The sequence below is a fragment of the Achromobacter aegrifaciens genome, assembly GCF_902859735.1.
Taxonomy (GTDB): domain Bacteria; phylum Pseudomonadota; class Gammaproteobacteria; order Burkholderiales; family Burkholderiaceae_B; genus Achromobacter; species Achromobacter aegrifaciens.
Window position 1 is genome coordinate 1 of the sequence record NZ_CADIJY010000024.1, and the last position, 15,139, is coordinate 15,139.

General features: G+C 67.3%; 12 protein-coding genes. 4 read left to right on the top strand and 8 right to left on the bottom strand.

Going from position 1 to position 15,139, the window contains the following annotated elements; all coding sequences use genetic code 11:
• The coding region (locus HV766_RS30320; protein WP_175182344.1) for a hypothetical protein at nucleotides 1–210 on the top strand (210 nt) is incomplete at its 5' end.
• A 28-nt stretch (nucleotides 211–238) separates the two neighbouring features.
• Nucleotides 239–784 carry a MarR family winged helix-turn-helix transcriptional regulator gene (locus HV766_RS29700; RefSeq protein WP_175182345.1) on the top strand — a complete coding sequence of 182 codons (546 nt, stop codon included), beginning with the start codon at nucleotides 239–241 and terminating at the stop codon, nucleotides 782–784.
• A gap of 43 nt (nucleotides 785–827) precedes the next feature.
• Here the strand turns inward: HV766_RS29700 and HV766_RS29705 are convergent, their stop codons facing one another.
• The 7 genes from HV766_RS29705 to HV766_RS29735 all read right to left on the bottom strand — a co-directional run bounded on the left by HV766_RS29705 (nucleotide 828) and on the right by HV766_RS29735 (nucleotide 11,253).
• Entirely contained in the window at nucleotides 828–2,525 is a 1,698-nt protein-coding gene (locus HV766_RS29705) for an ABC transporter ATP-binding protein (RefSeq protein ID WP_054453030.1), read from the bottom strand.
• Entirely contained in the window at nucleotides 2,522–3,973 is a 1,452-nt protein-coding gene (locus HV766_RS29710; RefSeq protein ID WP_437340967.1) for an ABC transporter permease, read from the bottom strand. Before HV766_RS29710 ends, HV766_RS29705 begins: the two co-directional genes overlap by 4 nt.
• Before the next feature lie 50 nt (nucleotides 3,974–4,023).
• Nucleotides 4,024–5,001, bottom strand: a complete 978-nt coding sequence (locus tag HV766_RS29715) for an ABC transporter permease (RefSeq protein WP_054453034.1) — start codon at nucleotides 4,999–5,001, stop codon at nucleotides 4,024–4,026.
• Nucleotides 4,998–7,232: an ABC transporter substrate-binding protein gene (locus HV766_RS29720; RefSeq protein WP_175182347.1), complete on the bottom strand. Its 2,235-nt coding sequence runs from the start codon at nucleotides 7,230–7,232 to the stop codon at nucleotides 4,998–5,000. The genes HV766_RS29715 and HV766_RS29720 overlap by 4 nt, the downstream gene beginning before the upstream one ends.
• A 121-nt stretch (nucleotides 7,233–7,353) precedes the next feature.
• Nucleotides 7,354–8,016: a thermonuclease family protein gene (locus tag HV766_RS29725; RefSeq protein WP_054453038.1), complete on the bottom strand. Its 663-nt coding sequence runs from the start codon at nucleotides 8,014–8,016 to the stop codon at nucleotides 7,354–7,356.
• Nucleotides 8,017–8,077: 61 nt separating this feature from the next.
• Nucleotides 8,078–9,082, bottom strand: coding sequence for a magnesium and cobalt transport protein CorA (locus HV766_RS29730; RefSeq protein ID WP_175182348.1), 1,005 nt, complete (start codon nucleotides 9,080–9,082; stop codon nucleotides 8,078–8,080).
• 65 nt (nucleotides 9,083–9,147) lie between these two features.
• A complete protein-coding gene (locus HV766_RS29735; protein ID WP_175182349.1) occupies nucleotides 9,148–11,253 on the bottom strand; it encodes an ATP-dependent helicase in 2,106 nt (701 codons plus the stop codon).
• A 119-nt stretch (nucleotides 11,254–11,372) separates the two neighbouring features.
• Between HV766_RS29735 and HV766_RS29740 the strand changes: the two genes are divergently transcribed.
• A complete protein-coding gene (locus tag HV766_RS29740) occupies nucleotides 11,373–12,269 on the top strand; it encodes a DUF72 domain-containing protein (protein WP_175182350.1) in 897 nt (298 codons plus the stop codon).
• Here HV766_RS29740 and pdxR read toward each other — a convergent pair.
• A complete protein-coding gene (gene pdxR / locus HV766_RS29745) occupies nucleotides 12,255–13,766 on the bottom strand; it encodes a MocR-like pyridoxine biosynthesis transcription factor PdxR (protein WP_367648240.1) in 1,512 nt (503 codons plus the stop codon). The genes HV766_RS29740 and pdxR overlap by 15 nt on opposite strands.
• 96 nt (nucleotides 13,767–13,862) lie before the next feature.
• Between pdxR and HV766_RS29750 the strand changes: the two genes are divergently transcribed.
• A complete protein-coding gene (locus tag HV766_RS29750) occupies nucleotides 13,863–15,128 on the top strand; it encodes a 4-aminobutyrate--2-oxoglutarate transaminase (RefSeq protein ID WP_175182351.1) in 1,266 nt (421 codons plus the stop codon).
• Nucleotides 15,129–15,139: the final 11 nt, after the last annotated feature.

Here is a 15,139-nt window from a genome sequence, read left to right on the forward strand (position 1 = left end):
GGCGCGGGCGCCTCCGCCGGCGCGCCTCCCGCCACGGGAGGATCGGGCGGCACGAGCGGCGGCGCGGCCAACGGCGGACTGCTCGGTGGTTTGCTGGGCGGGGTGACGGGCAGCCTGACGGGCGGCACGGCGGCGGGCGGGTCTTCCGGCGGGACCGCCAACGGCGGCCTGCTGGGCGGACTGCTCGGCGGCCTGGCCGGCAAGAAGTAATCCATCGCAACCGCCAGGAACCCACATCATGCTGCAACAACAGACCTACTTTCACCACGAGCATGTGACCGGCATGGCTGAATCAGCAGTAAGCAACCGGCGGTCCGGCATGCTGGACGAAATCGTCCTGCTGCTGGGCCGGCAGTTCGCCGCCTACAACGCGGCATGCCAGTCGGCCCTGGCGGAGAAGCTGGGCATTCCCCTGGCGGATCTGAAGGCGCTGGAGCTGGTCATGGAGTTCGATGCCCTTCCAACCGGCCATCTGGCCCAGTTGATGGGCATCAGCTCCGGCGGCGCGACCGCCTTGATCAACCGGCTGGAGGCGGCCGGTTATGTCCAGCGCGGCCGCCACCCGCTGGACCGCCGGATGATCGTGATCCGGCCGGTCGAGGAATCGTGCCAGGCGCTGGCGCAGGAACGGCAGTGGATCGCCGAGGCCATCGCCACGACGGCGCGCGGGTATGACACCACGGAACTGGAGGCAGTGCATGCGTTCCTGACGCGTTGCGGCCGCAGCCTGAAGCGCGACACCCTGGCCTGGCTGGAGACAGGCAGCGCGCATCAGGCCGGGTAGCAAGACGGCGGGGGCCTCCGCCCCCGCTGCTTCGAACGCCCGATCAGGCCGCTTCGCGCGGCCCGAAGTGCAGGCGCGGCACCGCGGCCAGCAACCTGCGCGTCATGTCCTGGCGCGGTTCGTGCAGAACCGCATCGGCCTGTCCCAATTCGATGATGCGCCCGCCGTCCATGACGGCGATGCGGTCCGCCAGATATTCGACCACGCCGAAGTTGTGCGTGATGAACAGGTAGGCGATGCCCAACTCTGCCTGCAGCTCGCGCAGCAGGTCCAGGATCTGGGCCTGCACGGAAACGTCCAGCGCCGATGTGGGCTCATCGCAGATCAACACTTTGGGCTCGACCGCCAGCGCCCGCGCAATGGCGATCCGTTGACGCTGGCCGCCCGAGAATTCATGCGGATAGCGCGCCAGGGTATTGGACGGCAGGCCCACACGCTCGATCAGCCTTGCGGCGTGCGTGCGGCGCGATTCCTTGTCCATGCCGCTGCGCAGGGACGCCAGCCCCTCATCCAGGATGTCGCCCACCCGCATGCGCGGGTCGAGCGAGGCATAGGGATCCTGGAACACGATCTGGATGTCCTGCCTCAGGCGCTGCAGCGTGCGCCGGTCCGCGGACAGCACGTCCTGCCCTTGCAGCATGGCCCGGCCTGAAACGCGTGCGCCGTCGATCAGGCGCAGCAGCGCCTTGCCCGTGGTGGTCTTGCCGCAGCCGGACTCGCCCAGCAAGGCCAGCGTCTCGCCCGCCTTCAGGGTGAAGGTCACGCCATCCACGGCCTTGACCCAGCTTGCGATGCGCCGCAGCGGCCCCTTGCGCACGGGGTAATGGACCTTCAGGTCCTGCACGTCCAGCACCACTGCCGCTTCGCCCGCCTGGGCGCTGGCGGCCAGCCGGGCCTCGTCGCGCGCCATGGCCTCGCGGCCGCTTGCCGTGAGCGGCGTGCCGCGCTTTTCAAACGTGGGGATCGCTTCGAACAACTGCCGCGCATAGGGATGTTTGGGTGCGCGGAAGAATTCCTCGGCGTCGGCGCTTTCAACGATCTCGCCGCCGCGCATCAGCGCCACATGATGGGCGACGTTCTTCACCACCGCGAGGTCGTGGGTGATCAGCAGCACCGCCATGCCCATTTCCCGCTGGATGTCGGCCAGCAGGTCCAGCACCTGCGCCTGCACCGTCACGTCCAGCGCGGTGGTGGGCTCGTCGGCGATGAGCAGCACGGGCTCGGCCGCCAGCGCGATGGCGATCATGACGCGCTGCTTCTGGCCGCCCGAGAACTGGAAGGGATAGTCGTCGATGCGCCGCTCGGGCTCCGGGATGCCTACCCGCCGCAGCCAGTCCACGGCTCGGGCGCGCGCCGCCGCGCCACGCAAGGGAGTATGGGCGATCAGCGTTTCGATGATCTGGTCGCCCACCCGCATGACCGGGTTCAGGCTGGTGGACGGCTCCTGGAAGATGATGCCGATGCGCCCGCCGCGCACGCCGCGCATGGCGCTTTCCGGCAGGCGGTTGAGGTCTTCTCCGTCCAGGTCGATCTGTCCGCCCACGATGCGGCCGGCGTCGGGCAGCAGGCGCAGGAGCGCCAGCGCCGTCATGCTCTTGCCGCACCCCGATTCGCCGACCAGCGCAAAGGTCTGGCGCCTGGAGATCGCCAGCTGCAGGCGCTTGACCGCATGCGTCATGCCGCTTTCGCCGGCGATATCGACGTCCAGGCCGTGCACTTCAAGCAAGGGAGCCTGGCTCATGGCGCATCTCCCGGACGGGACTGGCGCGTATCGGTCGCCAGGGCCGTACGCGGTGCGCGGCCGAACAGGCCGAACCGCGCCATGCGGCCAGGCTTGTAGCGGCGCGTACGCGGATCGAAGGCATCGCGCACCGCGTCGGCGAACAGGTTGGCGGCCAGCACCAGCGCCAGCATGAACAGGAATGCGGTCAAGAGGTTCCACCAGATCATCGGGTCTCGGGACATTTCCAGACGGGCGCCATCGATCATGGAGCCGAAGGAGTTCATGCTGGGATCCACGCCTATGCCCAGATAGGACAGCACCGCCTCGTACAGGACCAGCCCGGAAAATTCCAGCACCACGGTAATCAGGACCAGATGCGCCACATTGGGCAGCAGATGGCGGGTCATGATGCGCCAGTGCGAGACACCGAAGGCCCGCGCCGCCTGCACGTATTCCAGCTCGCGCAGCTTGAGGGTTTCGGCGCGCAGCAGGCGGCACAGCCCGGCCCAGCCCGTGAAACCCAGGATCATGCAGAGCAGGAACAGCCGCAGGTCGGCGCGCGCGGCCGAGGTGTCGAACAGGTCGGCGTGATTGTCGATGTACACCTGCATCATCAACGCGCAGGCGGCCACGAGCAGCACGCCTGGAATCGAGGTGATGGTGGTGTAGAGATACTGGATGCCGTCGTCGACCTTGCCCTTGAAATAACCGGCGGCGATGCCGAAGACGATGGCCGGCGGCAGCATGGCTATGGTGGTGAGGCTGCCGATGACCAGCGCGGTGCGGATGCTCTTGAGCGCCTGCCACAACACGTCGTTGCCGATGCGGTCGGTGCCCAGCGCGTGATAGCCGCTGGACAGGCCGGCCAGGGCGCCCGCCGTCAGGCACAGCAGCGTGAAGGTGACGGCCATGGCGCGCCAGGGCACGTCCGAAGCCGCCTCCTCGGCGGCCCTTGCGGCGCGCCGCCTGGCCAAGCCCGCATACATCAGCCCGATCACGACGGCGGACACCGCAAGCCCTGCGGCCAGGCCCAGCCCTAGCCGCTTGGCGACATCGCCCAGGTGGTCGCGATCGGCGTCTTCCAGATGCACGCCCGCCCCTCGCAGCCGGGGAAAGTCGCGCACCGGCTTGTCGTTGACGAGCATGGTTTCCTTGGTGAACTGCCGTATCGCCAAGGGCTCGGAATAGGTCTTTTCCGGCGTCGTCAGCACCGAGCCGGTGAGCAGCCCGTCCAGCGCCGAGCGCACCGCGGGCGCATAGGCCGGCGGTGCGTCGGCGGCCGCGCCGGGGGCCGGCGGCAGCAGCGGCCGGTAATGCACCGAGTCCAGCAGACCCACCACCACGAACGCGGTCAGGATCACCGCCGAGCACATGGCGGGCGTGTCGCGCGCCACGCGCGCCCAGGTCGCGCGCAGGTTCGGGCTGCGCCGCACGTGCCAGACATAGGCAAGCGCGCCCAGCGCCATGAGCCACAGCGCGATATCGGTCCAGAGGAAGACGAACTTGGGCATGGCGGCTACTCGAATCGGACGCGGGGGTCGGCCAGCGTGTAGGAAATGTCGGCCAGGATCAGCCCCACGATATAGAGGGCGGCGCCCAGGAACACCATGGCGCGCACGATGGAGAAGTCCTGCGCGTTGATGGCGTCGATGGTGTAGCTGCCCAGGCCGGGAATGCCGAAGAAGGACTCCGCGATCAGGCTGCCCATGAAGAGCAGCGGCAGCGCGGCCACCGTGCTGGTCAGGATGGGCAGCATGGCGTTGCGCAGCACGTGCCGGAACAGCACGATGCGTTCAGCCAGGCCCTTGGAGCGCGCGGTGCGCACATAGTCCTTGCCGATCTCCTCCAGGAACAGGGTGCGGTAGAAGCGCGCCTCCGGACCCAGCCGCGACACGATCGCGACCAGCACCGGCAACGCCAGGAACTTGACCACGTCCAGCCCGCCCGAAAAGCCCGAGAACGGCACCAGCCGCAGCAGCTTCGCAAAGACCCATTGGCCGGCGATGATGTAGAACAGGCTGGAGATGGACAGCAGCAGCACGCAGACCACCACGCCCCAGAAATCGAGCCGCGTGGCGCGGAAATACACCAGCGTCAGGGAAAAGACGATGCTGACGAAGAGCCCCAGGAAAAACGTAGGCACCGCCAGCGCCAGGCTGGGCCCCATGCGCGTCTTGATCTCGCGGCCGATGTCGCGTCCACCGTCCGACGCGCCGAAGTCCATGACCAGCAGAGGCACCGAACGCTGGTAGAACACCGTGTCGGTCAGCTGCGCCGCGCCTTGCGCCTTGGCGTTGAAGAACAGCGGTTTGTCGTAGCCGCGCTCGACCTTCCATTTCTCCACGGCTTCCTGGTTGGCGCGCTGCCCGCCGATGGCCAGCCGCGCCATGTCGTCGGGCGTATTCACGGCGAAGAACAGGATGAAGGTGAAAAGATTCACGCCGATCAGGATCAGCACGCCGTACAGCAACCGGCGGATCACGTAGCCGATCATGATTGATGCTCCTTGCCCAGGGCCGGCGCGAATGCCGTCTGCCGTTCACGCCGCTTCAGCGCCACATACGACGGCCATATCGCCAGCGCCAGCAACAGCGCGAACAGGCCTATGGGCCACCACCTCGGATAGTTCCACTCGTCGATCTTCTGCTGCCGCAGGACCGGGTCTATCTTCATGTACTGCAGCGTATTGCGCACCATCTGGGTCGGCTTGGCGTTGCCAACCCATTGCTGGTAGGCGCCGCCCGACATCGGAAAATAGCCGAACATCCAGGGCGCGTCGCGCTGCACGATGGCGGTCATCTTGGCGATGAGCTGTTCCTTTTCAGGGCCATCGTCCAGGAACTTCATCTGCTCGAAGAGGCGGTCGTATTCGGGGCTGGCGTAGTTGGCCGCGTTCTCGCCGCCGCCCTTGGCCTTGGCGTTGGGACCGTACAGCAGGAACAGGAAGTTCTCGGCGTCGGGATAGTCGGCGTTCCAGCCCCACAGGAAGATCTGCGCGGACCCGCGCATCATCTTGTCCTGGAAGCGGTTGTAGTCGGTGGCGCGCACGTCCAGCTGCACGCCGATCTTGGCCATCTGGCGCCGCATCCAGTCGAACTGCGGATTGGAGCCGCCGCCCTGCATCGAGTCGTAATAGAGCACCAGCGGCGCACCGGTCTTGGCGTTGCGGCCGTCTGGGTAGCCGGCTTCGGCCAGCAGGCGGCGGGCCACGTCCACGGACTTGCGCACGGGCTTGCCGTCGACCAGGTTGTAGACCACGGGGTTCACGCCCTCGGGCGGTTCGCGGTAGCCGAGCACGCCCGGCGGCACCGGGCCGTAGGCCACTGAAGCCTGGCTGTTTTCGAACACCGCGACGTACTCTTCCCAGTCGAAGGCGATGCTGATGGCCTGGCGCAGCTTGCGGTTCCGTTCTTCCTGCTCCGGCGTGTCGCCCTTGCCCACCACCGGGTCCAGCCAGTTGAAGCCCATGTACCAGTTGGCGGTCTCGACGGTCGTGGGCAGCTTGATGCCGTGTTCGTTGTACAGGCGCGCCTTGTCCTGGCTGTCGCCCGCCGCGACCAGCATGGCCACGCCGTACTCGCCGCGCTCGATCTGCGGCACGTCGTAATAGCCCTGCAGGAACTTGCCGGTCAGCGGGATGGCTTCCTTTTCGACGCTGAATTCCGCGCGGTCGATGAAGGGCGTGGGCTTGCCGCAGTCGGCCAGCAGCCCCGCGGCCGCGTCGCCGGGCTCGCCTTCGCAGGGATAGGGTTCGCCGTGGAAGTTGGGGTTGCGGCCCAGCACGTGGTGGCGGTTCTGCAGCGACTCCACCAGCATGTAGGGGCCGGTGCCGACTGGCCAGGTATTGAACGACAGGTCGTGCGCCGCCATGCCGGGCTGGCTGTAGAAGCGGTCCGCTTCCCAGGGGATGGGCGCGGTGAAGGTCATGGCCAGCCAGTACTTGAACTGCGGATACTTGCCGTTCACGCGGATGCGCAGCGTGTGCGGATCCAGCGCCTGCACGCCCGTAAAGCCGTCGGCCTCGCGCAGGTCCAGCCAGGGCGCACCGGCACCGCCCGGCATGTCTTGCCGCAGCGCCTGGTCGCGCTGGCGCAGCCGGTCCGCATACTCCTTCAGGCCCGTCACGTGCTCGGTCATGAGGCTGGAGATCGGCGACACCACGCGCGGGCTGACCAGGCGCCGGAACGCGTAGACGTAATCGTCGGCCGTCAGTTCGCGCGTGCCGGTGCGCGGGAAATCGGGAATGTAGAACTTGTCGTCCAGTTCGCCCGGCGCAAGCGGAAAGTAGTCGTAGCTGCCATCGGTCTTGCGGGCGAATGCCGGGTGCGGCGCGTAGCGCGCCCCCGGCCGGATCTTGATGTCGTAGATGCTTTGCGCGATCTGCTCGCCGGGCGCGTCGGCGGGCAACGTATTGCCCTGCGCATCCAGGTAGACGGGCGGGTCGATCGACGCCGCCGCGCGCGGCACCAGCTCGTAGGGCCGCTTCAGGTAGTGGTAGCCGTACAGCGTCTCATAGATGTTGTACGTATAAGGGGTCTCGTCGCCGGAATAAGAGCTGGCCGGATCCAGGTACTTCGGAGATCGCTTGACGAAGGCGGAAAACAGCGTGTTCTGGCTTTCGGCGCCGGACGGATAGGGGCTGTTGATGGGGCTTTCTTGCGAGCAGCCCGCCAACGCCAGCGACAGCAGCATGGCCGCCGCCCAGAGCCGCTTCAATGCACGCATGGAAACCTTCCCTTCGAATCGTTGCGACAGAGGATAGCAAACACGGGCCGGGGACCATACCCAGGCATCCCCCAGGGCTGGCGGCGCTCGGGCGCGGCGTTCCGGGCCGGCCCGCGCGGGTTCAGCCGCACTGGCGCTGCCGCCAGCAGTCGTAGCGCCACTTCCAGGGTTGCATGGCGCCGGGCTGCGCCCACAGGCCGCGCCCGGCCGCCTTGGCCTGGCGCTGCAGGTCCGGCATGGCCTTGTCGCGCAGGTAGTCGCCCTGGCGCGCCGTATAGGCCCAGGCGTAGCCGGCCTCCACCTGCAGGCGGTTGGCCGAACGGCCGTCATCCAGGATCAGGGCGCAGACTTCCCGGCCGTACTGGTCCTTCTCGTAGCATTGCGCGCTTAGCGTCTTGCCCGCGACCAGGCCGGCCAGGTTCTTGCGCGCGGCCTCGGCATAGGGTTGCCCGGGCTGGTCGGACCCGTGGCCCTCTTCGGGCGCATCGATACTGTCCATGCGGATGCGGTGCTGACCGTCGGACGCGCGCAGCGTCACGGTGTCGCCGTCGGCCACGTTGACGATCATGCCGGTAAGCGTATAGCTGCCCTGCGGAATGCCGCCAGCCAGCGTCGCGCCGGGCCGGCCCTGGGCTGAAGGCGCCGGCCGTTCAGCCCGGTCCTGCCCCTCTCTTCCCGAAGGCTGCAGCCAGTTGACGATGGCGCCTGCCGCCGCAAGGATCACGGCGACGATCAGGGCGGTCAGCTTGCTGCCGCCGCGTAAAGGGGATTTGCCACGCACCAGCCAGGCTCCAGGAAGGAAAACGCAGGCAGTTTGCCATAAAGGCGAGGCGTGGAGTCGTCCGCTACAGCCACCCCGACTTGCGGAAGCGCCAATACAGGACCGAACAGATCGACACGATGACGCCCAGCGTGATCGGATAGCCCCAGGGCGATTTCAGTTCGGGCATGAATTCAAAGTTCATGCCGTAGATGCCGGCAATGGCCGTGGGCACCGCCAGGATGGCGGCCCAGGACGCCAGCTTGCGGGTGGTGTCGTTCTGCGCGGCCTGGCCTATCATCAGGCTGGCTTCAAAGGCGAAGGCCAGGGATTCGCGCAGCGAGTTGAAAAGTTCATCCACGCGCAGCACGCGGTCGGCGACCTCGCCGAAATACGGACGGGCATGCTCGTCCACCGCGGACATCTCGACCCGCGCCAGGCGTCGGCAGATTTCGGCCAGCGGCGACACCACGGTATGGATGCGCAGCAGGTCGCGGCGCTGCCGGTACAGCCTGCGGATGTCCGAGTCCTTGGCGCCTCGGATCAGCAGCTTCTGTTCGGCGCCTTCGACCACGGATTCGATCTTGCCGGCGGCCGCGACATAGCGATCCACCAGCCAGTCCAGCAGTTCGGAAGCCACATAATCGCTGCCGCGCTTGAGCAGGTCGGGCGAGGCTTCCAGCCGTTCGCGCAAGGGGCTATGGCCGGCGGTGGCGCCGCGCCGCACCGTGATCAAAAAGCCATCGCCGATCAGGAACTGGGTCTCGCCGAAGATGGGGCGCTCGGCCTCGACCTCGACCGTGATGGCGACGATGAGGATCATGTTGCCGTAGTCGATGATCTTCGGCCGCCGGTGGGATTCCAGCATTTCTTCCTGGTTCTTGTCGCAGGCGCCGAGTTCGCTAGCGACCTTCGCCAGCACTTCCGGGCGCGGATTGCGCAGGCCGATCCACAGCATGCCGTGGTCCTGGCTGACGTACTGGGCGACTTCGTCGATGGGAACCTCGCGTTCCCGCCGTCCGTTCACATAGGCGATCGATGCGACGACCTCTCGTTTCGAGTCGTCGGCGGTATGTTCTTCAGTAGACATAAACACCCTTTTGCAATGCGATCCCTGCCGGACAGCTTATGCGTATCGGCCGATGATAGCCCAGCCTACGAGAACAGGTTCCGCACCCGCTTGGCCACGTCCACGCTGGGCGCTTGAGGCTCCTTCGGCGCGGCGCGCCCGGCGGGCAGGTCCGGCAGCTTGGGCAAGTGATCGAACAGCGGCAGCATCGCATTGGTGATGTAGCGCGTGCGCGATCCATAGACGTGCCGGTCGCCCATGCCGGTCTGCTGGTGCACGTAGAAGCGCTGCGGCACGATGAGCTGCAGGCGTTCCTTGGCGCGTGTCATCGCCACATACAACAGGCGGCGCTCTTCCTCGATTTCCTCGGCCGTGCCGGTGCTCATGTCCGACGGGATGCAGCCGTCCACCACGTTCAGGACATAGACCGCCTTCCATTCCTGTCCCTTGGCGGAATGGATGGTGGACAGGATCATGTAGTCCTCGTCGCGATGCGGCGCCCCGGACTCGTCGCTGGTGGCGTCCGGCGGATCCAGCGTCAGTTCGGTCAGGAAGCGTTCGCGCGAGCCGTAGCCCGCGGCGATGCGCACCAACTGGTCCAGGTCGGCGCGGCGCACGCGCGCATCGTCATACAAGCGTTCCAGCTGCGCGCCATACCAGCGCAGGGCCAGGTCCACGTCGGCGGGCCATTTCAGCGCGGGGTCGCACAAGGCCGCATACGTATCGGCGAAAGCGCCCCACTCTTCCTGCGCCGCCGCGCCCGGCTTGAATTCGCGCAGCGCGCGCAGCGGTTCGGCGGAGGCGGACATGGCGTCCATCAGCTTGCCCGCCGTGGCCGGGCCGATGCCGGGCAGCAACTGCGCCACGCGAAAGCCCGCCATGCGGCCGCGCGGATTCTCCGCCCAGCGCAATAGCGACAACAGGTCCTTCACGTGCGCGGCCTCCAGGAAGCGCAGCCCGCCGAACTTCACGAAGGGAATGTTGCGGCGGGTCAGTTCAAGTTCCAGCGCGGCGCTGTGGCTGGCGGTGCGGAACAGCGCCGCCTGCGACTTGAGCGTGGCCCCGCCTTCGCGCTGCGCCAGCACCTGGTCGGCCACCCAGCGCGCCTGGCCGGCTTCGTCGCTGACCGTCACCAGTTCGGGCAGCTGGGACGACTGGCGATCGGTCCACAGGTCCTTGGCGTAACGTTCCGTGGCCAGGCCGATCACGGCATTGGACGCGTTCAGGATGGGCTGGGTGGAACGGTAGTTGCGGTCCAGCGTGATGACCCTGGCCGGGTTGGGAAACTGGTTCGGAAAGTCCAGGATGTTGCGCACCGTGGCCGCGCGGAACGAATAGATGGATTGGGCATCGTCGCCCACCACCGTCAGGCCGCGGCCGTCGGGCTTCATCGCCAGCAGGATGGCGGATTGCAAGCGGTTGGTGTCCTGGTATTCGTCCACCAGTACGTGGTCGAAGCGCGCGCCCACGTCGGCCGCGATGCCGGGGTCGCCCATCATCTCGGCCCAGTACAGCAGCAGGTCGTCGTAGTCCAGCACCTGCTGGTCCTGCTTGGCCGCGACGTAGGCGCGGAACAGGTTCTTGAGTTCCTCTTCCCATTGGGCGCACCAGGGGAAGGAGGTCTTCAGCACGTCGGCCACCGGGGTCTGGCTGTTGACCACGCGCGAATAGATGGCGAGGCAGGTGCCCTTGAGCGGAAAGCGCGACTTGGTGGACGACAGGCCCAGTTCGTGGCGCACCATGCCCATCAGGTCCTCGGCGTCGCCGCGGTCGTGGATGGTGAAGGCCTCGGACAGGCCGATGCGTTGCGCGCAATCGCGCAGCAGGCGCGCGCCGATGGCGTGGAAGGTGCCGGCCCAGGGCAGCGACGGCGCCTGCTGCGTGGCGCGCAGCCTCATCACCCGCTGCAGCACCGAGCCTACGCGCCGCTCCATTTCCAGCGCCGCGCGGCGCGAGAAGGTCAACAGCAGCATGCGCTGGGGATCGGCGCCGTTCAGGATCAGGTGCGCGACCCGGTGGGCCAGCGTATTGGTCTTGCCCGAGCCTGCCCCGGCGATCACCAGCAGGGGGCCGTCGTCTCCCGGCGCGCCGGCCACGCCGAATTCGGCGGCCTCGCGTTGGGCGGGGTTGAGATCGGCCAGGGGATCGGGGCGTTCGGCGGACGGGTTGGACGTATCGGTTTGGTCGGACATGGGGCGGGGCCGCAGCAAGGCAGCCGCTGAAAACGGCGAGCCCGGACATTGCCGGGCTTCGGATGAACACTGTATATTTATACAGAATTTTTTCAATAAAGTCTGATTCGCCTGTGGCCATGCGCCTCTTGACCGGCACCGCCTCCTGGACCGATCCCACCCTGCTGGCCTGCGGCCGCTTCTACCCGCCGGAGGTCCGCAGCGCCGAAGCGCGGCTGCGCTTCTATGCCTCGCGCTTTCCCATGGCCGAGGTCGATTCCAGCTATTACGCCATGCCCACGGCCGAAAACGCCTACTTGTGGGCGCAGCGCACGCCGGACGATTTCGTCTTCAACATCAAGGCCTTCCGGCTGTTCACCGGCCATCAGACGCCGCTATCCGCGCTGCCCGCGGACATCCGGCGCGAACTGCCCGATTGGCCGGAACCCGTCATTTACCACGACCGCATGCCCGCCGACCTGCGCGATGAACTCTGGCGCCGCTACCAGCTTGCGCTGGAACCCTTGCGCATGACGGGCAAGCTGGGCGCGGTGCATTTCCAGTTTCCGCCCTGGATCCGGCGCGACGCGCGCGGCCGGGCGCGGGTGGCCGACTGCGCGCGTCGCATGGAAGAACACCTGGTGTCGGTGGAATTCCGCCACCGCAGCTGGTTCGAGTCGCCCTCCGCCAGCGCGGACACCCTGGCCTTCGAACGCGATCTCGGGGTGGTCCATACGGTGGTCGATAGCCCCCAAGGCTTCGACAACACCGTGCCCGCAATCTGGGAGTGCACCCATCCGGAGCTGACGCTGCTGCGCCTGCACGGACGCAATACGGCCGCCTGGAACGTGTCCGGCGCCGCGTCCTCGGGCCGCTTCCAATACGAATACTCGGAACAGGAGCTGGCCGAACTGGCCGAGCGCTTCGCGCGGCTGGCGGCGCAAAGCGCCCAGGCGCACGCGGTGTTCAACACCAACTTCGAAGACCAGGGCATGCGCAACGCCGCGGCCTTCGCGGCGGCGCTAGCGCCCGCCTGACGCCGCCAGCGCGACGGACGCGCGCGCCACTTCGTTCAGGCTGTCCAGCAGCACCTCGAATTTGCGCGCAATGTCGTGCTCCGGCACGCAGGCATAGCCCAGCAGCAGGCCCGGCCGGCGGCCCTCGTCGTTGACGTAGTAGCGCGACAGCGCGCGCGTAAGCACGCCCTTGCTGCGCGCCACATCCACCACGCGCAGATCGTCCATGTCCTCGGGCAGCGTCAGCACCAGATGCAGCCCCGCCATGCTGGCGTCGCGATGCAGCCAATCCGGCCCCAGCCTGCGTTCAATCAGATTGACCAGCATGGCGCGGCGGCGTCCGTACAGCATGCGCATGCGGCGGATGTGGGCGGCGTAGTGGCCTTCCGAGATGAACGTGGCCAGGGCCGCGTGCGTCATCAGGTGGCCCTCGCGGTAGAGCTCGGCGTGCGCTGCCTGGAACGCGGCGGTCAGGGTCTTGGGCAGCACCAGGTAGCCCACGCGCAGGCCCGGATACAAGGTCTTGCTGAAGGTTCCCATGTAGATCACGGGCGCGTCGGGTTCCAAGCCCAACAGCGAAGCGATGGGCCGGCCGGAGAAGCGGAATTCGCTGTCGTAGTCGTCTTCGATGATCCAGCTGCCGCTTTGCCGCGCCACCGCCAGCAACTGGCGCCGGCGCGTCAGCGACATGACCGGCCCCAGCGGATACTGGTGCGAGGGCGTGACGAAGATGAAGCGCGGCGGCGTGCCCACGGTCTCCGGCAGGCGCATGCCCTCCTCGTCCACCGGCAGGTGCACGGTGTGCAGGCCGTTGGCCTGCAGCACGGTGCGCGCGCCCCAGTAGCCAGGATCCTCGACCCAGGCGGTCTCGCCGGCTTCGCCCAGGATGCGGGTGGTCAGGTCGATGGCCTGATGCGAGCCCTCGGTGATGATGATCTGCTCGGGATCGCAATCGATCGAGCGCGTCAGCGCCAGATGCTGCGCCAGCGCCTCGCGCAGGGCCGGCAGCCCGCCGCCGTAGGCGTAGGTCAGCAGGTCGGGCGAGGGATTGCGCCACAGGGCGCTGAAAATGCGGCCGAACTTCTTGTGCGGGAATTCGGTCAGGTCTGGCACGCCGGGCATGAAGGCGCCCCACTGGTAGGGCGAGGCCGAGACGCCGTCGACGATGGCGGCGCCGCGCGGCGACAGCGCCGGGCGCGGCTGCGCGGGCGGCGGCTGGCGCTTGCGCCGGCCGCTGGCCAGGTAGGAATCCGGCACCGAGGCGTTGACGAAGGTGCCGTTGCCCTGGCGACTGCGGGTGTAGCCTTCAGCCAGCAGTTGGCTATAGACGTGGACCACGGTGTTGCGGGCGATGCCGAGCTCTGCCGCCAGGTCGCGCGAGGCGGGCAGGCGCGAGTCCGCGGCAATGGCTCCATCCAGGATGGCTTCGCGGATGCCGCGGTACAGCCGCTTGTTCATGGGCTCGCTGGAGCCGTCCGCCAGCCGCAGCTGCAGCAAGTCACCGACTATGGACCGCAATTGGTTCTACCCGATTTATAAAAGTGGTTCCCACAAATGGGGCCATCGTAGCATTAAATAAGGTTTTCCCGCCCCATCATGCTCGCAGAGGCTGAGATGAAGAATCAGGACCTGAATACCCGCCGTTCCCTGGCCACGCCCCGCGGCGTCGGCGTCATGTGCGACTTCTACGCGGTGCGCGCCGAAAACGCCACCCTGTGGGACGCCAATGGCAAGGAATATATCGATTTCGCAGGCGGCATCGCCGTCCTGAACACGGGCCACCTGCACCCGAAGATCAAGGCCGCGGTCTCCGCGCAGCTGGACAACTTCACGCACACGGCCTACCAGATCGTGCCGTACGAAGGCTATGTCTCGCTGGCCGAGCGCATCAACCGCCTCGCCCCCATCGACGGCCTGAAGAAGAGCGCCTTCTTCACCACCGGCGTCGAAGCCGTCGAAAACGCCATCAAGATCGCGCGCTCGGCCACCGGCCGCTCGGGCGTCATCGCCTTCTCGGGTTCGTTCCACGGCCGCACCATGCTGGGCATGGCGCTGACCGGCAAGGTCGCCCCGTACAAGCTGTCGTTCGGTCCGATGCCGGGCGACATCTATCACGTGCCCTTCCCCAACGCCACCCAGTCCATCACCGTGGCGGACTCGCTCAAGGGGCTGGACCTGCTGTTCAAGTGCGACATCGATCCCAAGCGCGTCGCGGCCATCATTCTGGAACCTGTCCAGGGCGAAGGCGGCTTCAACATCACCCCGCCGGAACTGATGACGGCGCTGCGCAAGATCTGCGACGAACACGGCATCCTGCTGATCGCCGACGAAGTCCAGACCGGCTTCGGCCGCACCGGCAAGCTGTTCGCCATGGAACACCACTCCGCCCAGGCCGACCTGATCACCATGGCCAAGAGCCTGGGCGGCGGCTTCCCGATCTCGGGCGTGGTCGGCCGCGCCGACGTCATGGACGCGCCTGCGGCCGGCGGCCTGGGCGGCACCTACGCCGGCAACCCGCTGGCGGTCGCCGCGGCGCATGCCGTGCTGGACGTGATCGCCGAGGAAAAGCTGTGCGAACGCGCCGTCACCCTGGGCGACAAGCTGCGCGCGCACCTGGAAGGCCTGCGCGCCAAGGTGCCGGGCATCGCCGACGTGCGCGGCCTGGGCTCCATGGTCGCCCTGGAACTGAACGATCCCGCCACCGGCAAGCCGGACGCGGAAGCGGTCAAGCGTGTGCAAGCCCGCGCCATCGAAAAGGGCCTGATTTTGCTAAGCTGCGGTGTGTACGGCAACGTCCTGCGCTTCCTGTACCCCTTGACCATCCCCGACGCCCAGTTCGATCGCGCGCTGGCCATCCTGTCCGAGGCGCTCGCCGCCTGACGCACAGGACC